This window comes from Streptomyces sp. NPDC059696 (assembly GCF_042733745.1).
Taxonomy (GTDB): domain Bacteria; phylum Actinomycetota; class Actinomycetes; order Streptomycetales; family Streptomycetaceae; genus Streptomyces.
Window position 1 is genome coordinate 22,129 of record NZ_JBHWFG010000031.1, and the last position, 18,026, is coordinate 40,154.

General features: G+C 69.0%; 20 protein-coding genes. 14 read left to right on the forward strand and 6 right to left on the reverse strand.

Annotated features, from left to right (window positions below; translation table 11 throughout):
- Positions 1-121: 121 nt before the first annotated feature.
- The 11 genes from ACFV20_RS28440 (at position 122) to ACFV20_RS28490 (ending at position 10,118) form a co-directional block, all read left to right on the forward strand.
- Entirely contained in the window at positions 122-1,468 is a 1,347-nt protein-coding gene (locus ACFV20_RS28440; RefSeq protein ID WP_385661397.1) for an MraY family glycosyltransferase, read from the forward strand.
- Between the two features lie 297 nt (positions 1,469-1,765).
- On the forward strand, positions 1,766-2,203 hold the full coding sequence (locus ACFV20_RS28445) for a hypothetical protein (RefSeq protein ID WP_385661400.1): 438 nt from the start codon (positions 1,766-1,768) through the stop codon (positions 2,201-2,203).
- Positions 2,204-2,476: 273 nt separating this feature from the next.
- Positions 2,477-3,244 (forward strand): F0F1 ATP synthase subunit A, encoded by a 768-nt coding sequence (gene atpB, locus ACFV20_RS28450; RefSeq protein ID WP_385661571.1) that lies wholly within the window; start codon positions 2,477-2,479, stop codon positions 3,242-3,244.
- Between the two features lie 76 nt (positions 3,245-3,320).
- The gene (locus tag ACFV20_RS28455; protein ID WP_010040161.1) at positions 3,321-3,557 is read left to right on the forward strand and encodes an ATP synthase subunit C; all 237 of its coding nucleotides are present in this window, start codon (positions 3,321-3,323) and stop codon (positions 3,555-3,557) included.
- A 39-nt stretch (positions 3,558-3,596) separates the two neighbouring features.
- Positions 3,597-4,145 (forward strand): F0F1 ATP synthase subunit B, encoded by a 549-nt coding sequence (locus ACFV20_RS28460; RefSeq protein WP_385661403.1) that lies wholly within the window; start codon positions 3,597-3,599, stop codon positions 4,143-4,145.
- A complete protein-coding gene (locus ACFV20_RS28465) occupies positions 4,142-4,957 on the forward strand; it encodes a F0F1 ATP synthase subunit delta (protein ID WP_385661406.1) in 816 nt (271 codons plus the stop codon). The genes ACFV20_RS28460 and ACFV20_RS28465 overlap by 4 nt, the downstream gene beginning before the upstream one ends.
- Positions 4,958-5,081: 124 nt before the next feature.
- Positions 5,082-6,671 (forward strand): F0F1 ATP synthase subunit alpha, encoded by a 1,590-nt coding sequence (gene atpA / locus ACFV20_RS28470; protein ID WP_385661409.1) that lies wholly within the window; start codon positions 5,082-5,084, stop codon positions 6,669-6,671.
- A gap of 20 nt (positions 6,672-6,691) precedes the next feature.
- Positions 6,692-7,609, forward strand: a complete 918-nt coding sequence (locus tag ACFV20_RS28475) for a F0F1 ATP synthase subunit gamma (protein WP_385661412.1) — start codon at positions 6,692-6,694, stop codon at positions 7,607-7,609.
- Positions 7,610-9,046, forward strand: coding sequence for a F0F1 ATP synthase subunit beta (gene atpD, locus ACFV20_RS28480; protein WP_385661415.1), 1,437 nt, complete (start codon positions 7,610-7,612; stop codon positions 9,044-9,046).
- A gap of 117 nt (positions 9,047-9,163) precedes the next feature.
- Entirely contained in the window at positions 9,164-9,541 is a 378-nt protein-coding gene (locus tag ACFV20_RS28485; RefSeq protein WP_053670581.1) for a F0F1 ATP synthase subunit epsilon, read from the forward strand.
- Between the two features lie 130 nt (positions 9,542-9,671).
- Positions 9,672-10,118: a DUF2550 domain-containing protein gene (locus tag ACFV20_RS28490; protein ID WP_385661419.1), complete on the forward strand. Its 447-nt coding sequence runs from the start codon at positions 9,672-9,674 to the stop codon at positions 10,116-10,118.
- Positions 10,119-10,246: 128 nt separating this feature from the next.
- Here ACFV20_RS28490 and ACFV20_RS28495 read toward each other — a convergent pair whose 3' ends face one another.
- The 3 genes from ACFV20_RS28495 to ACFV20_RS28505 form a co-directional block, all read right to left on the reverse strand.
- Positions 10,247-12,070, reverse strand: a complete 1,824-nt coding sequence (locus ACFV20_RS28495) for a glycosyl hydrolase family 18 protein (RefSeq protein WP_385661422.1) — start codon at positions 12,068-12,070, stop codon at positions 10,247-10,249.
- Between the two features lie 123 nt (positions 12,071-12,193).
- Positions 12,194-12,835, reverse strand: coding sequence for a response regulator (locus ACFV20_RS28500; protein WP_385661425.1), 642 nt, complete (start codon positions 12,833-12,835; stop codon positions 12,194-12,196).
- Positions 12,832-14,025 carry a sensor histidine kinase gene (locus ACFV20_RS28505; RefSeq protein ID WP_385661428.1) on the reverse strand — a complete coding sequence of 398 codons (1,194 nt, stop codon included), beginning with the start codon at positions 14,023-14,025 and terminating at the stop codon, positions 12,832-12,834. Before ACFV20_RS28505 ends, ACFV20_RS28500 begins: the two co-directional genes overlap by 4 nt.
- Positions 14,026-14,177: 152 nt before the next feature.
- On the opposite strand from ACFV20_RS28505, the gene ACFV20_RS28510 reads away from it, so the two are divergent.
- Both ACFV20_RS28510 and ACFV20_RS28515 read left to right on the forward strand, forming a co-directional pair.
- Positions 14,178-14,756 carry a hypothetical protein gene (locus ACFV20_RS28510; protein ID WP_385661430.1) on the forward strand — a complete coding sequence of 193 codons (579 nt, stop codon included), beginning with the start codon at positions 14,178-14,180 and terminating at the stop codon, positions 14,754-14,756.
- Positions 14,753-14,941, forward strand: coding sequence for a DUF5708 family protein (locus ACFV20_RS28515; RefSeq protein WP_385661433.1), 189 nt, complete (start codon positions 14,753-14,755; stop codon positions 14,939-14,941). The genes ACFV20_RS28510 and ACFV20_RS28515 overlap by 4 nt, the downstream gene beginning before the upstream one ends.
- Positions 14,942-15,053: 112 nt before the next feature.
- Here the strand turns inward: ACFV20_RS28515 and ACFV20_RS28520 are convergent, their stop codons facing one another.
- The 3 genes from ACFV20_RS28520 to ACFV20_RS28530 all read right to left on the reverse strand — a co-directional run bounded on the left by ACFV20_RS28520 (position 15,054) and on the right by ACFV20_RS28530 (position 17,297).
- Positions 15,054-15,626: a cob(I)yrinic acid a,c-diamide adenosyltransferase gene (locus ACFV20_RS28520; protein ID WP_385661436.1), complete on the reverse strand. Its 573-nt coding sequence runs from the start codon at positions 15,624-15,626 to the stop codon at positions 15,054-15,056.
- 19 nt (positions 15,627-15,645) lie between these two features.
- A complete protein-coding gene (locus ACFV20_RS28525) occupies positions 15,646-16,389 on the reverse strand; it encodes an ABC transporter permease (RefSeq protein WP_385661574.1) in 744 nt (247 codons plus the stop codon).
- 125 nt (positions 16,390-16,514) lie between these two features.
- Positions 16,515-17,297, reverse strand: coding sequence for an ABC transporter ATP-binding protein (locus tag ACFV20_RS28530; protein WP_385661438.1), 783 nt, complete (start codon positions 17,295-17,297; stop codon positions 16,515-16,517).
- 79 nt (positions 17,298-17,376) lie between these two features.
- On the opposite strand from ACFV20_RS28530, the gene ACFV20_RS28535 reads away from it, so the two are divergent.
- Positions 17,377-18,018: a TetR/AcrR family transcriptional regulator gene (locus ACFV20_RS28535; protein ID WP_385661441.1), complete on the forward strand. Its 642-nt coding sequence runs from the start codon at positions 17,377-17,379 to the stop codon at positions 18,016-18,018.
- Positions 18,019-18,026 lie beyond the last annotated feature (8 nt).

Sequence of the window (18,026 nt, forward strand, 5' to 3'; positions counted from 1 at the left end):
AAGCGCACCAGGGTGCACAGACACTCGTGCAACCATCGTCGCTACCCGGAAGTCCCCACTCATATGCGCGCATCGCTAGGGTGTGGGGCTGAGATGGCCAGCGAGACCTGTGGGGAAGCCCGTGCGTGAATACCTCCTGACGCTCTGCATCACGGCCGCGGTGACGTATCTGCTGACAGGGCCGGTACGGAAATTCGCGATCGTGGCCGGAGCGATGCCGGAGATCCGGGCACGTGACGTGCACCGGGAGCCCACTCCGCGCCTCGGCGGTATCGCGATGTTCTTCGGTCTGTGCGCCGGCCTGCTGGTCGCCGACCACCTGACCAACCTCAACCAGGTCTTCGAGACGTCGAACGAACCCCGGGCGCTGCTGTCCGGGGCGGCCCTGATCTGGCTGATCGGTGTGCTGGACGACAAGTTCGAGATCGACGCCCTGATCAAGCTGGGCGGCCAGATGATCGCCGCGGGCGTGATGGTCGTGCAGGGTCTGACGATCCTGTGGCTGCCGATCCCGGGTGTGGGCTCGGTCGCGCTCACCCAGTGGCAGGGCACCCTGCTCACGGTCGCCCTGGTGGTCATCACCATCAACGCGGTCAACTTCGTCGACGGCCTGGACGGCCTCGCGGCCGGCATGGTCTGCATCGCGGCCACGGCGTTCTTCCTGTACGCCTACCGCATCTGGTACTCGTACGGCATCGAGGCCGCCGCCCCGGCCACCCTCTTCTCGGCGATCCTGATGGGCATGTGCCTGGGCTTCCTGCCGCACAACATGCATCCGGCGCGGATCTTCATGGGCGACTCGGGCTCGATGCTGATCGGCCTGGTCCTGGCCGCCGGTGCGATCTCCGTGACCGGGCAGGTCGACCCGGACGCGCTCAACCTGTACGTGGGCTCCGAGAAGGAGGCCGTGCACCAGACGGTCCCCGTCTACATCCCGCTGCTGCTGCCGCTGACGATCATCGCGGTGCCGGCCGCCGACCTGATCCTGGCGATCGTGCGCCGCACCTGGCGGGGCCAGTCCCCGTTCGCCGCCGACCGCGGCCACCTGCACCACCGGCTGCTGGAGATCGGCCACTCGCACAGCCGCGCGGTGCTGATCATGTACTTCTGGTCGGCGCTGATCGCCTTCGGCGCCCTCGCCTACTCGGTCAACTCGGCGTCCATGTGGATCGTGCTCGGTGTGGTGTTCCTGAGCGCGATCGGGCTGATCCTGCTCCTGCTGCCGCGCTTCACACCGCGCGCCCCGCGCTGGATGGAGCGGTTCGTGCCGCCGCGCTACCGGCGCCGTGGCGAGGTAGCGGCCCTCTCGCCCGAGGCCTCGACGCCCGCGGCCAGGGCGGACCAGGCCGTCCCGGCCGGGCCGGAGAACCGCACGCCCGTGGTGTCCGGGGTCGCCGGCGTCAACGGGGCGACCGCCATCGGCCCCCGTTCGCGTCTGGCCGACCGGCGCAAGGCGGGGACAAGGTAAGAATCTGACGAGAGCATTGCCAACTCGTGGGGTGATGATGGGGGGGCGAAGCGCCCAATACCAGACATCTCGGCTTGGTTCTCGCTCAGACGCGCAGGTTCACCCTCATGTGTGAGAGTCCGCACACCTTCAGGTAAAGACTGCATCAAATAGTTTGTGATACGGTTCACGAGAACCCCCCGGATAGAGCCGAAGGACCGTAGTGCGACGGTCCATTGGTGTGAGGTCTCCACTCAGCCCGGGACTACGCTCGTCCATGACGACACCCCTGCCCCCTGCGAAAGCGGAGTTGCCGCCATGCCGTCCAATGACGCCCGGAACCTCTTGCAGTGCGCTGTGCCCACAGCGGCTGCCGGTGTGGTCGTGGTCGCGGTCAGTGGCGCGGTGGCCGGAGGCAAGGGAGCGATCGGAGCGGCCGTCGGCACGGTGCTGGCCATCCTCTTCATGGGGATCGGCCTGTTCGTTCTGCAGTGGACGGCAAAAACGCTCCCGCAGTTGTTCCAGGCCATGGGGCTGATGCTCTATGTCGCCCAGTTGCTGCTGCTTCTGATCTTCGTCGCCCTCTTCAAGGACACCTCTCTCTTCAACGCGAAGACGTTCGCCCTCGGGCTCGTGATCGCCACTGTCGTGTGGATGGCCGCGCAGGCTCGTGCGCACATGAAAGCCAAGATCTTCTACATCGACCCGGACTCCGAGAAGAGCGAGAAGCCCGAGAAGACCGGACCGTCGTCGTGACGGGTAGGGGCGCGATAAAGGGCAGTAGGAACTCCTGCTATCGTCCGGTGCCAACTGCGGCATCGCGGGCGCGGGCATCTGAGCTGACGCCTGCTCGAACGCGAGGCTCGATGCCCCTCAGCCGCCCTCACATCCGTAACACCAGTCCGGTGCCGATCCGCGGCTGCGCGCCGCGCCGACACAACGAGGTTGCCGTACACATGCGTCACGCCGAAGGAGCCCGCGGTGAGTGCTGACCAGACCCAGCTCGCCTTTGACTGGAGCTGTCGGATCATGTCCGACGGGTGTGGTTTTCCGGCACCGGGCCTGCACTCGTTCCTCTTCAAGCCGATCGCCACGGTCGGGGGGTACGAGTTCAACAAGGTGATGCTGCTGGCGCTCATCACCACAGTCCTTGTCATCGGCTTCTTCTGGGCGGCCTTCGGCAAGGCCAAGGTGGTGCCGGGCAAGCTGCAGATGGTCGGTGAGGCCGGCTACGACTTCGTCCGCCGTGGCATCGTCTACGAGACCCTCGGCAAGAAGGAGGGCGAGAAGTACGTCCCCTTGATGGTCTCGCTCTTCTTCTTCATCTGGATCATGAACATCTGGTCCGTGATCCCGCTGGCGCAGTTCCCGGTCTCGTCGGTCATCGCCTTCCCGGCGGTTCTCGCCGCGGTCGTCTACGTGACCTGGGTCTCGCTGACCTTCAAGCGGCACGGCTTCGTCGGGTTCTTCAAGAACATCACCGGCTACGACAAGTCGCTCGGCCCGGTGCTGCCGCTCGTGATGATCATCGAGTTCTTCTCGAACCTGCTCGTCCGGCCGTTCACCCACGCCGTCCGACTGTTCGCGAACATGTTCGCCGGTCACCTGATGCTGGTCATGTTCACCGTCGCCTCCTGGTACCTGCTCAACAGCTGGATGATCCCGGCGGCCGGTATCTCCTTCGTGATGACCATGGCCATGATCGTCTTCGAGCTTTTCGTGCAGGCCGTCCAGGCGTACGTCTTCGTGCTCCTCGCCTGCACGTACATCCAGGGCGCTCTGGCCGAGCACCACTGAGCCCCTCCGCCCCGCAAACCCAAGAACGTCCGGTGGCCAACCCCCGCCGGTCCGTGAAAGAGAAGGAAGATTCAGCATGGCTGCCACTGAGACCCTCGCCGCTGTCTCCGGTTCGCTCGGCTCCATCGGCTACGGCCTCTCCGCCATCGGCCCCGGCATCGGCGTCGGCATCATCTTCGGCAACGGCACCCAGGCCCTGGCCCGTCAGCCCGAGGCCGCCGGCCTGATCCGTGCCAACCAGATCCTGGGCTTCGCCTTCTGTGAGGCGCTCGCCCTCATCGGCATCGTTATGCCGTTCGTGTTCGGTCAGTAATCACCTGCTCACCGACACGTTTCGACGAAAGGCACTGATGTGATCGCCAACCTGGTGCAGCTGGCGGCCGAGGAAGAGCAGAACCCGCTCGTTCCTCCGGGCCCCGAGCTGCTCATCGGCACCATCGCCTTCGCCATCGTGTTCTTCTTCTTCTGGAAGAAGCTGCTTCCGAACATCAACAAGGTTCTGGAGGAGCGCCGCGCGGCGATCGAAGGCGGTATCGAAGAGGCCGAGACCATGAAGGTCGAGGCCCAGAGCGTCCTTGAGCAGTACAAGGCACAGCTCGCCGAGGCCCGGCACGAGGCCGCGCGCCTGCGCCAGGAGGCGCAGGAGCAGGGTGCCGCGCTCATCGCCGAGATGCGGGCCGAGGGCCAGCGGCAGCGCGAGGAGATCGTCGCCGCCGGTCACGCCCAGATCGAGGCCGACCGCAAGGTCGCCGCGTCCGCGCTGCGCCAGGACGTCGGCAAGCTCGCCACCGACCTGGCCGGCAAGCTCGTCGGGGAGTCCCTCGAGGACCACGCCCGCCAGAGCCGTGTGATCGACCGGTTCCTCGACGAGCTCGAGGAGAAGGCCGAGGCCGGACGATGAACGGAGCGAGCCGCGAGGCCCTGGCAGCCGCACGAGAGCGTCTCGACGCGCTGACGGACTCCACGTCCGTGAACGCGAGCTCGCTCGCCGACGAGCTGGCCGCCGTCACCGCGCTGCTCGACCGCGAGGTGTCGCTGCGTCGGGTCCTCACCGACCCGGCGCAGGACGCAGAGGCCAAGGCCGAACTGGCCCGGCGTCTGCTCGGCACCCAGGTCAGCGGCCCCGCCGCCGACCTGGTCGCCGGCATGGTGCGCTCCCGCTGGTCGCAGTCGCGCGACCTGGTGGACGCGCTGGAGGAACTGGCCAACATCGCCGACCTCACGGCCGCCCAGCAGGCCGGCAAGCTCGACGACGTCGAGGACGAGCTGTTCCGGTTCAGCCGGATCGTCTCCGGCAGCACCGAGCTGCGCGCCGCGCTGACCGACCGCAAGGCCACGGCCTCGGCCAAGAGCGAGCTGCTGCGCAGCCTGCTCGGCGGCCGGGTGCAGCCGACCACCGAGCGTCTGGTCACGCGCCTTGTGACCGCGCCGCGGGGACGTAGCCTGGAGTCGGGACTCGAGTCCCTGTCCAAGCTCGCCGCCGAGCGCCGGGACCGCATGGTGGCCATCGTCACCTCGGCGGTGCCGCTGAGCGACCCGCAGAAGCAGCGCCTGGGCGCCGCCCTCGCGAAGCTCTACGGCCGCACCATGCACCTCAACCTGGACGTGGACCCCGAGATCCTCGGCGGTATCCGGGTGCAGGTCGGCGACGAGGTCATCAACGGCTCCCTCGCGGACCGCATCGAGGACGCCAGCCGCCGGCTCGCCGGCTGAGCAGCAACTCAATAGGCACAACGTACTTACGACGGCCCTGGTTGGGCCGTGCAGAAGAATCCTGGGGGTCGCCCCCAGACCCCCTAAGAAACTTCGGGCCCAACAAGGAGAGCAGGGAACCCAGATGGCGGAGCTCACGATCCGGCCGGAGGAGATCCGGGACGCGCTGGAGAACTTCGTCCAGGCGTACAAGCCGGACGCGGCCTCGCGCGAGGAGGTCGGTACGGTCACCTTTGCCGGCGACGGCATCGCGAAGGTCGAGGGTCTGCCCTCGACCATGGCCAACGAGCTGCTGAAGTTCGAGGACGGCACCCTCGGCCTCGCCCTCAACCTCGAGGAGCGCGAGATCGGTGCCATCGTCCTCGGTGAGTTCAGCGGCATCGAGGAGGGTCAGCCGGTCTCGCGTACCGGTGAGGTTCTCTCCGTCGCGGTCGGCGAGGGATACCTCGGCCGCGTGGTCGACCCCCTCGGCAACCCGATCGACGGCCTCGGCGAGATCGAGTCCGAGGGCCGCCGCGCCCTCGAACTGCAGGCCCCCACGGTCATGCAGCGCAAGTCGGTGCACGAGCCGATGGAGACGGGCTACAAGGCCGTCGACGCGATGACCCCCGTCGGCCGTGGTCAGCGTCAGCTGATCATCGGTGACCGCCAGACCGGCAAGACCGCCCTGGCCGTCGACACGATCATCAACCAGCGCGACAACTGGCGCTCGGGCGACCCGAACAAGCAGGTCCGCTGCATCTACGTCGCCATCGGCCAGAAGGGCTCCACGATCGCCGGTGTGCGCGGCGCTCTGGAAGAGGCCGGCGCGCTGGAGTACACGACCATCGTCGCCGCCCCGGCGTCCGACCCGGCCGGCTTCAAGTACCTGGCGCCGTACACCGGTTCGGCCATCGGTCAGCAGTGGATGTACGACGGCAAGCACGTCCTCATCATCTTCGACGACCTGTCGAAGCAGGCTGACGCCTACCGCGCCGTGTCGCTGCTGCTGCGCCGCCCGCCGGGCCGTGAGGCCTACCCGGGTGACGTCTTCTACCTGCACTCCCGTCTGCTGGAGCGCTGCGCCAAGCTCTCCGACGAGATGGGTGCCGGCTCGATGACCGGTCTGCCGATCGTCGAGACCAAGGCCAACGACGTCTCGGCGTTCATCCCGACCAACGTCATCTCCATCACCGACGGCCAGTGCTTCCTGGAGTCGGACCTGTTCAACGCCGGTCAGCGCCCCGCGCTGAACGTCGGTATCTCCGTCTCCCGAGTCGGTGGTTCCGCGCAGCACAAGGCGATGAAGCAGGTCTCCGGCCGTCTGCGCGTGGACCTCGCCCAGTTCCGTGAGCTGGAGGCCTTCGCCGCCTTCGGTTCCGACCTGGACGCCGCGTCCAAGGCGCAGCTGGAGCGCGGTCAGCGCATGGTCGAGCTGCTGAAGCAGCCGCAGTACCAGCCGATGGCCACCGAGGACCAGGTCGTCTCCGTCTGGGCCGGCACCACCGGCAAGATGGACGACGTCCCCGTCGCCGACATCCGCCGCTTCGAGAAGGAGCTGCTGGACTACCTGCACCGCAAGGAGCAGGGTCTGATGACCTCCATCCGTGAGGGCGGCAAGATGTCCGACGACACCCTGCAGGCCATCGCCGAGGCCATCGCGGAGTTCAAGAAGCAGTTCGAGACCTCCGACGGCAAGCTGCTCGGCGAGGACGCCCCGGCTGCCGGCAAGTGACGACGGAAGGGACCTGACTCATGGGAGCCCAGCTCCGGGTCTACAAGCGTCGCATCCGATCCGTCTCCGCGACCAAGAAGATCACCAAGGCGATGGAGATGATCGCTGCCTCGCGCGTCGTCAAGGCGCAGCGCAAGGTAGCGGCCTCCACCCCGTACGCGACCGAGCTCACCCGCGCGGTCACGGCGGTCGCCACCGGCTCTAACACCAAGCACCCGCTGACGACGGAGGCGGAGAACCCGACCCGTGCCGCGGTCCTGCTCCTCACGAGCGACCGCGGTCTGGCCGGCGCCTTCAACTCCAACGCCATCAAGGCCGCGGAGAAGCTGACGGCGAAGCTGGAGGCCGAGGGCAAGGAGGTCGTCAACTTCATCGTCGGCCGCCGCGGTGTCGCCCACTACAACTTCCGCGAGCGCAAGATCGCGGAGACGTTCACGGGCTTCACCGACGACCCGACGTACGCGGACGCCAAGAAGGTCGCGGCCCCGCTGATCGAGGCCATCGAGACGGAGACGGCCGAGGGCGGCGTGGACGAGCTCCACATCGTCTACACCGAGTTCGTGTCGATGATGACGCAGACGGCGATCGAGGCCCGGCTGCTGCCGCTCAGCCTCGACGAGGTGGCCGCGGAGGCCAAGCCCAAGGGCGAGATCCTTCCGCTGTTCGACTTCGAGCCCTCGGCGGAGGACGTCCTCGACGCCCTGCTGCCGCGCTACGTCGAGAGCCGCATCTACAACGCGCTGCTCCAGTCGGCCGCCTCCAAGCACGCCGCCACGCGGCGCGCGATGAAGTCGGCCACCGACAACGCCGGAGAGCTCATCGAGACGCTCACCCGGCTTGCCAACCAGGCCCGCCAGGCCGAAATCACCCAGGAAATCAGCGAGATCGTCGGTGGCGCGAGCGCCCTGGCCGACGCGACCGCGGGGAGTGACCGATAAATGACCACCACTGTTGAGACGGCCACGGCGACGGGCCGCGTCGCGCGGGTCATCGGCCCGGTCGTCGACGTGGAGTTCCCCGTCGACGCGATGCCGGAGATCTACAACGCCCTTCACGTCGAGGTCGCCGACCCGGCGCTGGCGGGCGAGAAGAAGACGCTGACCCTGGAGGTCGCCCAGCACCTGGGTGACGGCCTGGTCCGCGCCATCTCCATGCAGCCCACCGACGGTCTGGTCCGCCAGGCCCCGGTGACCGACACGGGCGCGGGCATCACCGTCCCGGTCGGTGACTTCACCAAGGGCAAGGTGTTCAACACCCTCGGTGAGGTGCTGAACACCGACGAGACCCACACGGGCGAGCGCTGGTCCATCCACCGCAAGGCCCCCGCGTTCGACCAGCTCGAGTCGAAGACCGAGATGTTCGAGACGGGCCTGAAGGTCGTCGACCTCCTCACCCCGTACGTCAAGGGCGGCAAGATCGGTCTGTTCGGTGGTGCCGGTGTCGGCAAGACCGTGCTGATCCAGGAAATGATCATGCGTGTCGCCAACCTCCACGAGGGCGTCTCCGTCTTCGCGGGCGTCGGCGAGCGCACCCGTGAGGGCAACGACCTCATCGCGGAGATGGAAGAGTCCGGCGTTCTGGACAAGACCGCCCTGGTCTTCGGTCAGATGGACGAGCCCCCGGGCACCCGTCTGCGCGTGGCCCTGGCCGGCCTGACGATGGCGGAGTACTTCCGTGACGTCCAGAAGCAGGACGTGCTGTTCTTCATCGACAACATCTTCCGCTTCACCCAGGCCGGTTCCGAGGTGTCGACCCTGCTCGGCCGTATGCCCTCCGCGGTGGGTTACCAGCCGAACCTGGCCGACGAGATGGGCACCCTCCAGGAGCGCATCACCTCGACCCGTGGTCACTCGATCACCTCGATGCAGGCGATCTACGTCCCCGCGGACGACCTGACCGACCCGGCCCCGGCCACCACCTTCGCCCACCTCGACGCGACGACGGTGCTGTCCCGTCCGATCTCCGAGAAGGGCATCTACCCGGCCGTGGACCCGCTGGACTCGACGTCCCGCATCCTCGACCCGCGGTACATCTCGGCGGACCACTACAACGCCGCGATGCGCGTGAAGAACATCCTGCAGAAGTACAAGGACCTGCAGGACATCATCGCGATCCTCGGTATCGACGAGCTCGGCGAGGAGGACAAGCTCGTCGTCCACCGTGCCCGTCGCGTGGAGCGCTTCCTGTCCCAGAACACCCACGCCGCCAAGCAGTTCACCGGCGTGGACGGTTCGGACGTGCCGCTGGACGAGTCGATCGCCGCGTTCAACGCGATCTGCGACGGCGAGTACGACCACTTCCCGGAGCAGGCGTTCTTCATGTGCGGTGGTCTCGAGGACCTGAAGAAGAACGCGAAGGAGCTCGGCGTCTCCTGACCCGGGCCGCGCTCGAGTCATGAGGGGGCGGGGTTCGTCCCGCCCCCTCATTCACGCCCATTAGACTTGTAACCAACACCCGGCACTCCCGCCGGGTGGTGACCCGAGGAGCCACCCTTGGCTGCTGAGCTGCACGTCGCGCTGGTCGCGGCCGACCGTGAGGTCTGGTCCGGCCAGGCCACCCTGGTCGTCGCGCGCACCACGTCCGGCGACATCGGCGTCATGCCCGGTCACCAGCCGCTGCTCGGTGTGCTGGAGTCGGGCCCGGTGACCATCCGCACGAGCGATGGCGGGACGGTCGTCGCCGCGGTCCACGGCGGATTCATCTCGTTCGCGGACGACAAGCTCTCCCTCCTGGCGGAGGTCGCGGAGCTGTCGGACGAGATCGATGTCCAGCGCGCGGAGCAGGAGCTCGAGCGCGCGAAGGCGGAGGACGACGCGGAGGCCCAGCGCCGCGCGGACGTCCGGCTGCGCGCTGCGACGGCGGCGCGCTGACCCCGTCCGTCGTGTGATGACGTCACTCAGCCGCGGCTGGGTACCGGAGACATCCGGACCCCGCCGCGGCTGAGGCGGATGTGGGTGATTTTTACGTTCCGTTACCTAGGAGACGAGGAGGTCGGTGCCGATGGTCCTCGCTCTGACTGTGTGCGGAATCGTGGTGGCCCTCGTGGTGGTGGGCCTGTTCGTCTTCGGTCTGCGCCGCCGTCTGATCCAGCGGTCCGGCGGCACCTTCGACGCCAGCCTGCGCTGGGATGCCCCGGCCGAGGGCGACACCAACGGCAAGGGCTGGGCGTACGGGGTGGCCCGGTACAACGGTGACCGGGTCGAGTGGTACCGCGTCTTCTCGTACTCGCCGCGTCCGCGCCGCACTCTGGAGCGGTCGGCGATCGAGGTCGAGGGCCGCCGGGTCCCGGAGGGCGAGGAGGAGCTGGCGCTGCTCTCCGACCATGTGATCCTGGCCTGTCTGCACCGGGGCACCCGTCTCGAACTCGCGATGAGCGAAGACGCGCTGACCGGTTTCCTCGCGTGGCTCGAGGCAGCCCCGCCCGGACAGCGGGTGAACGTGGCGTAACCACGTTCACCCGCTGGGTCGACGCTCCCCCTGACGAGGTCCGGGGGAGCGTCAATGTCGCTCAGGGTCTACGACCCTTCGAACTTCTCTGTGACTCGGCCTACTTCAGGACTTCTCTGTGATCCGGCCTACTTCAGGCCGCTGTCGATCGCGGTGGCCAGCTCGCCGTTGGCGGTGTCTCCGCTGAACTCCCAGAAGAACGCGCCGCCCAGGCCCTGGTTCTTGGCCCAGCTCATCTTCCCGGCGATGGTCGACGGGGTGTCGTAGGACCACCAGTTGCTGCCGCAGTGCGCGTACGCCGTGCCGGCGACGGTGCCCGTCACGGGGCAGGAGTTCTTCAGGACCTTGTAGTCCTCGATGCCCGCCTCGTACGTGCCCGGGGCCGCGCCCGTCGCCGAGCCGCCCGGGGCGGACTGGGTGACGCCGGTCCAGCCGCGGCCGTAGAAGCCGATGCCGAGGAGCAGCTTCTTGGCCGGCACGCCCTTCGCCTTGAGCTTGGCGATCGCGTCGGCCGAGTTGAAGCCCTCCTGCGGGATCCCCGGGTAGGACGTGAGCGGGGAGTGCGGGGCGGTCGGGCCGTCCTTGTCGAAGGCGCCGAAGTAGTCGTACGTCATCACGTTGTACCAGTCGAGGTGCTGGGCGGCGCCGCCGTAGTCGGCCGCGTCGATCTTGCCGCCGGAGGAGCCGTCGGCGGTGATGGCCGCGGTGACCAGGTAGTTCGGGCCGAACTCGGTGCGCAGCGCCGACATCAGGTTCTTGAAGGCCGCCGGGCCCGAGGTGTCGCAGCTCAGGCCGCAGGCGTTCGGGTACTCCCAGTCGATGTCGATGCCGTCGAAGACGTCGGCCCAGCGCGGGTCCTCCACGACGGCCTTGCAGGACTTGGCGAACGCGGCGGCGTTGGCCGCGGCCTGGCCGAAGCCGCCGGAGTAGGTCCAGCCGCCGAAGGAGTACAGCACCTTGATGTGCGGGTACTTGGCCTTCAGCTGGCGCAGCTGGTTGAAGTTGCCGCGCAGCGGCTGGTCCCAGGTGTCGGCGGTGCCGCTGACGGACTGGTCGGCGGTGTAGGCCTTGTCGTAGGCGGCGTAGGTGTCGTCGACGGTGCACTGGCCGTTCTTGACGTTGCCGAAGGCGTAGTTGATGTGCGTGATCTTCGACGCGGTGCCCGACGTCACGAGGTTCTTGACGTGGTAGTTGCGGCCGTAGACGCCCCACTCGGTGAAGTAGCCGAGCTTGACCTTGTCGCCGGTGGGCGGCTCGGTGGTGCCGCCGGTGGTGCGGACCCGGACGGCGCCGCTGACCGGGCCGGTCTGGTCGGCGGTGTCACGGGCCTGGACCGAGTACGAGTAGTCCGTGCCCTTGGTCAGGCCGGAGTCCGTGTAGGAGGTCGTGGTCACGGTGGCGACCTTCGTGCCGTCGCGCAGGACGTCGTAGTTCTTGACGCCCTTGTCGTCGGTCGCGGCGGACCAGGACAGCTTCACCGAGGTGTCGGTGATGCCGGAGGCGGTGGGGGTGCCGGGGGCGCTCGGCGCGCTGTCACCCGGTTCGGTGGTGCCGCCGTCGCAGCTGCCGCCGTTGAGCTTGCAGTTGGCGGGGGAGCCGGTGCCCGAGCCGTTGAAGCCGAAGGAGACGGAGGCGCCGGGGGCGAGGCTGCCGTTCCAGGACTTGTTCTTCGCGGTCCAGTGGGTGCCGGAGGAGGTGACGTCGGCGTCCCAGGAGGAGGTGACGGACGTGCCGGAGGGGAAGTCCCACTCCACGGTCCAGGAGCTGAGGGCGGTGGTGCCGGTGTTCTTCACCGTCCACTTGCCCTCGAAGCCGGAGCCCCAGTCCTGGGTCTTGGCGTAGGTGGCGGTGGCGGACGTGGCTGCCTGGGCCGGGCTCGCCAGGCCGACGAGGCCGGCGAAGGGGAGCAACAGGGTCGCGAACCCTGCCGCGGCTCTGTGTCTGAAGCGCATGCTGCGCCTCCTCGATGGAGTTGTGGGGGGCGTGACTGAGCCTCACGCCACACATGGTGCGGTGAGAATAGAAAGGTCTGGACCACCGGTCAATAGGTCTGGACCACCACGCACCCGCATTTCTCAGACACCCAACTCCTGCGCCAGCACGGCGGCTTGCACCCGGCTCCGCAGCCCCAGCTTCCCGAGCAGCCTGCTGACGTGGGTCTTCACGGTCGCCTCGGCCATGTCGAGGCGCTCCGCGATGCCCGCGTTGGACAGGCCCTCGCCCAGACAGGCCAGCACCTCGCGCTCCCGCCGGGTCAGCCGGCCGAGCACCGCCGGATCGGCCGCGGGCTCCCGGGCCGGCTTCGCGGCGAACTCCGCGATCAGCCGCCGCGTCACCGCCGGGGCGATCAGCCCCTCCCCGCGCGCGACCGTCCGCACGGCCTCCAGCAGCTGCTTCGCCTCGGTGTTCTTCAGCAGGAAACCGGACGCGCCCGCCCGCAGCGCCCCGAAGACGTACTCGTCGAGATCGAAGGTCGTCAGCACGAGGACGTCCGCGAGCCGCTCCGCGACGACCTGCCGGGTCGCCGACACCCCGTCCAGGCGAGGCATCTGAACATCCATCAGTACCAGGTCCGGTCGCAGCTCGCGGGCCAGCGCCACCGCCTGCTCGCCGTCCGCCGCCTCGCCGACCACCTCGATGTCGGGCGCGCTGCGCAGGATGAGGACCAGGCCGGCGCGGACGGCCGACTGGTCCTCGGCGACCAGGACGCGGATCATACGGTGTCTCCTTCGAAGGTGTCGTCGACGGGGAGGGTGGCGCGCACGGCCCAGATCTTGCCCTCCGGCGCGTCCTCCGGCGCTGCTTCGAACGTGCCGTCCAGCAGGGCCACGCGTTCCCTCATGCCGACCAGGCCCGCGCCGGAGCCTGGGGCGCGCGGGCCGTCCCGGTCCCCGTACGGGCTGGTCACGCTGATGACCAGTGAGCCGTCCCGCCGGGCGAGGGACACGGTGACCCGGCCCGGGGCGGCGTGCTTGAGGGCGTTGGTGAGCGACTCCTGCACGATGCGGTAGGCGGCGAGCTCGACCGGGGCGGGCACCTCGCCGCGCTCGGCGTCGAGGGTGACGTCGAGGCCGTTGGTGCGGGCGCCGTCCACCAGCGCGGCGAGCCCTTCGAGGGTGGGAGCGGCGGACGGTTCCACGTCGCCGCTGCTGTCGCGCAGGATGCCGATCAGCCGTCGCATCTCGGCGAGCCCCTCCACGCTGTTCTCGCGGATGACCACGAGCGCGTCCTGAGAGGTCTTCGGGTCGTCGAGGGAGAGGGCCGCGGTGGAGTGGATGGCGATCGCGGACAGGTGGTTGGCGACCATGTCGTGCAATTCGCGGGCCATCCGCGCCCGTTCGGCGGTGACGGCCTGGGCGCGGTCCATCTCGGCCAGCAGTGCGGTCTGTTCGGCGCGCAGGCGGGCCGCGTCGGCGGCCTCCCGGTGGTTGCGCACGATCAGCCCGGTGGAGGCGGGCCCGAAGGCGACCAGGCCGGTGACCACGCCGATCAGCAGTGCCTCGGGCTCGCGCCAGAGGGCGAACGGCACGACGGCTCCGGCCACGGTGAGCAGCCCGGTGATCCGCGGGATGCGGTGCGCCGAGGCGGGCGGGCCGTACAGGACGGCCGCGTACATCAGGTCGGTGTACATCAGGATCGTGACGAGGTTGCCCTGGGTGAAGACGTCCAGGACGATCGCGGCGGTGCCCGTCAGCAGGGCGGTGCGCGGGGCGGTGCGCCGCAGCAGCTCGCAGCCGGCCATCACGAACAGCGGCAGCAGCACCGCCCAGCGGCCCGGCAGCAGCACGTACGCCTCGGTGGCGGGGCGGGTGGCCAGCCCGAGCGCCCACAGCAGCAGGCCGCCCAGCAGACTGCCCAGGGCGACGTACACGTCGAAGCGGCGTGGGCGGGGGAGTCGTACGGCCATGTCACCATCCAACACGGCCGCAGCGCGCCGGTCGTGATCCCCGCGGAGGGTCCCCGACTGCATCTTTCGATGTACAGCGCTTTCGTCACTCTCGACGACGAACCGGGCCGCGCCGGACGGGAGCCTGGAAGGGTGACCGAGAGGAGCGAACCGTGATCGTCGCCTTGATCGCCGCCTGCGAGATCGGGTTCTGGGTGCTGCTGGCCGCCGGCCTGGCCACCCGCTACCTGCTGAAGATGCCGCGCACGGGCTTGGCGCTGCTGTTGTGCGAGCCGCTGCTGGAGGTCGTCCTGCTGGTCGCCACCGCCCTGGATCTGAAGAACGGTGCCGACCCGAACTGGACGCACGGGCTGGCCGCGCTGTACATCGGCTACACGGTCGGGCACGGCCACCGTACGGTGAAGTGGCTAGACGGCCACGCCGCCCACCGGCTGGGCGGCGCCCCGAAGCCCCCCGGCCCGCCGCGCCACGGCATGGCCCGGGCGCGGTACGAGGGGCAGGTCTGGCTGGGCACACTGGCGGGCGCCGCCGTCGCGACCGCGCTCCTCCAGCTCGCGATCTGGTACGTCGACGACCCGAGCCGCGTCACCTCGCTGGAGAGCTGGCGCTCCGTGGCCTGGCGTGCGGCGGGGATCCACGGCCTGATCGCGCTGAGCTACCTGATCTGGCCGCGGAAGGCTCCCGCCGGCGAGACCGGGGCTGTGCCGCGGAAGGAGAGGGCGAGCCGATGAGCAGGGCGCGCGGCAACCTGGTGGAAGGGCTCGTCACCTTCGTGACCGGCCTGGGGCTGTGGCTGTTCGGCGGTGACGTGGAGGTGCCCGTGGTGACCCTCACGAAGGTGGGGGTGGTCATGATGTGCGTGGGCGGTGTGCTCGTCGTGACGGGCCTGTGGCAGGCGGCGCGCCGGGGGGCCTGACGCCGCCCGCCGGGTGCGGGTCCGTTGTGGCCGGTCACGTCCGTAGCGGCCGGTCACGTCCACGCGGCGGAGCCGCATTCCGCATCGGCCCCGCGCCCCGCCCGGGGCGTTCCTACCGCTCCCCGCCCGGCACCCACAGCACGTCGCCGGTCTCCTGGTTCGCCGTCCTGGCGAGGATGAACAGGAGGTCGGAGAGGCGGTTGAGGTAGGTGGCCGTCAGGGGGTTCATCACCTCGCCGTGCACCTCCAGTGCCGCCCAGGTGGAGCGCTCCGCCCGGCGTACGACCGTGCAGGCCTGGTGGAGCAGGGCCGCTCCGGGGGTGCCGCCGGGGAGGATGAACGAGCGGAGCTTCTCCAGCCGTTCGTTGAAGAGGTCGCAGTCCGCCTCCAGCCTGTCGATGTAGAACTGCTCGACCCGCAGGGGCGGGAACTCCGGGTTCTCCACCACCGGCGTCGACAGGTCCGCACCCACGTCGAACAGGTCGTTCTGCACGCGGGTGAGAACCTCGACGATCTCCGCCTCCAGACCGCCCAGGGCGATCGCCGTGCCGATCACCGCGTTGGCCTCGTTGGCGTCGGCGTACGCGGAGATCCGCAGGTCGGTCTTGGCCACACGGCTCATGTCGCCGAGGGCGGTCGTGCCCTGGTCGCCGGTCCTGGTGTAGATACGCGTCAGATTGACCATGCGGCCAGCCTAATGAGGCTCAGGCGGTTCGGAACACGCGTGTGCCCACTGTCACGGACAGCGCGGTGAGGCCGACGGCCACCAGAGCGCCGTACAGCATGTGGGGGGTGGCGTAGTCGCCGACGTAGGCGTCCCGTACCGCGTCCACGAGGTAGCGGAACGGCATGAGGTGCGAGAGAACGTCCAGCCAGGCCGGGCCCAGCGTCATCGGCAGCATCAGACCGGACAGCAGCATGGACGGCATGGTCAGCGCGTTGACCGCGGGTCCGAAGCTCTGCGGGGTGTCCATCCGCATCGCCAGCGCGTACGACAGGGCGGCCAGCGAGAGCGTGAGCAGGGCGACGAAGGCGAAGCCGATCAGGACGCCGGCCAGCGGTGCCCGCAGGCCCATCGCCACCGCCGCCAGCACCAGCAGCACGGCTTGGAAGACGAACACCGTGGCCTCCCGCAGCACCCGGCCGAGCAGCAGGGCCAGTCGGCTCACGGGGGTGACGCGCATGCGCTCGACCACGCCGTGGCCCTTCTCGATGATGATCGAGAAGCCCGCGAACGACGCCCCGAACAGGCCGAGTTGGAGCAGGAGCCCGGGCACGAGCACCTGCCAGGAGCTGCCTGCCGTGCCGAGCGGCAGATCCGTGAGCAGGGGGCCGAAGAACAGCAGGTACAGCAGCGGCATGAGGACGCCGAAGAGCAGCGCGAAGCGGGAGCGCAGGGACTGGCGGAGGTAGCGCCCGTAGACGAGCGCGGTGTCGTGCAACAGCATCGATGTGCCTCGGTCTCTCATACGGCTTCTCATGCGGCTCCTCAGGCGGTTTCTCATGAGGCTCCTCAGGCGGCTTCTCGTGCGGCCTCTCATGCGGCCTCTCCTGCGGTTTCTCATGGGCGTTCTCATACGGCGACGGGGTTCTGCTCGGCCGGGGCGGCGCTGCGGCCGGTGATGGCCAGGAACGTGTCCTGCAGCGAGGCGTCGAGCGATCCGCCGTGGCGCAGCTTCAGTGCGCTCGGGGTGCCCTCGGCGACGACCACGCCGTGGTCGACGACGACCAGCCGGTCAGAGAGGGCGTCGGCCTCGTCCAGGTAGTGCGTGGTCAGGAACACCGTCGTGCCGTGCTCGTCGCGCAGCCGGCGCACCAGGTCCCACAGGTCGGCGCGGCTGCCGGGGTCGAGCCCGGTCGTCGGCTCGTCCAGGAACAACACCTCGGGGCGGTGGGTGAGCGCCATGGCGATGTCCAGCCGCCGCCGCTGTCCGCCGGACAGCGCACCGCACTTGCGGTCGAGGAGCCCGGTGAGGTCCAGGTCGCGGGCCAGTTCCGCGGCGCGCTCGACGGCCCGGGCCCTGGACAGCCGGTACAGCCGCCCCTGGGTGACCAGCTCCTCCCGCACGCTGATCTGCGGATCCACTCCGCCGGACTGCGCCACGTAACCGCACGCCCGCCGCACCCCGGCCGCATCGGTCGCCAGGTCGCATCCCGCGACGGTGGCGGCGCCGCCGGTCGGTGCCAGCAGGGTGGTCAGCATCCGCAGGGTGGTCGTCTTGCCCGCCCCGTTCGGACCGAGGAAGCCGAGGATCTCGCCCTCGCGGACGGTCAGGTCGACGGAGCGCACGGCCTGAACGGGGCCGTTCTTGGTGAGGAAGGTACGGGCCAGCCCGGCCGTACTGATGATGGTCATGACCACAGAAAAACAGAGCCTCTTAAAGTTTGCAATGACCCCAAGTTTTCAGTGTCTCCAGAGAAGCTAGGATTCGGACATGGCTGAGGGGCTCAGGGAGCGGAAGAAGCGCGAGACCAGGCAGCGCATCTCGGACATCGCCACCGGACTGTTCCTGGAGCGGGGGTTCATGGCGGTGACGATCGCGGACGTGGCGGAGGCGGCCGACGTCTCCGTGAACACCGTCTACAACTACTTCCCGGCCAAGGAGGACCTCTTCTTCGACCGCTCCCAGGGCGTCGTCGACCGGCTCTCGCGCTGGGTGCGCGGCCGGGACGCGGGGGAGTCGGCCACTCGCGCGGTGCTGCGCGAGCTGCGCGCCGAGATCGAGGCAGTCTCGCCCCGTATGGGTCTCATCCAGGGCTACGACCGTTTCATGCGCTGCATCGAGGAGGCGCCGCCGCTGCGCTCCCGGCTGTGGGGCATCCAGCAGGAGCTCCAGGGCAACCTGGAGGCGACCCTCCGCGAGGAGACCGGCGCCACCGCCGGCGACCCGCTGCCCGGGCTGATCGCCGGTCAGATCTGCTGGGTCCACGGCACCCTTTTCACCGCGATCGGCCGCGAGATGGTCAAGGGGCGCAACCCGGACGAAGTGTCACGGGAGATGCTCGTCGTTCTCGACGACGTGGAGGAGCTGTTGGGTGAGAAGGTGCTCAACTACGCCGTACGAGGCGGCGCGTGACGCGTGTC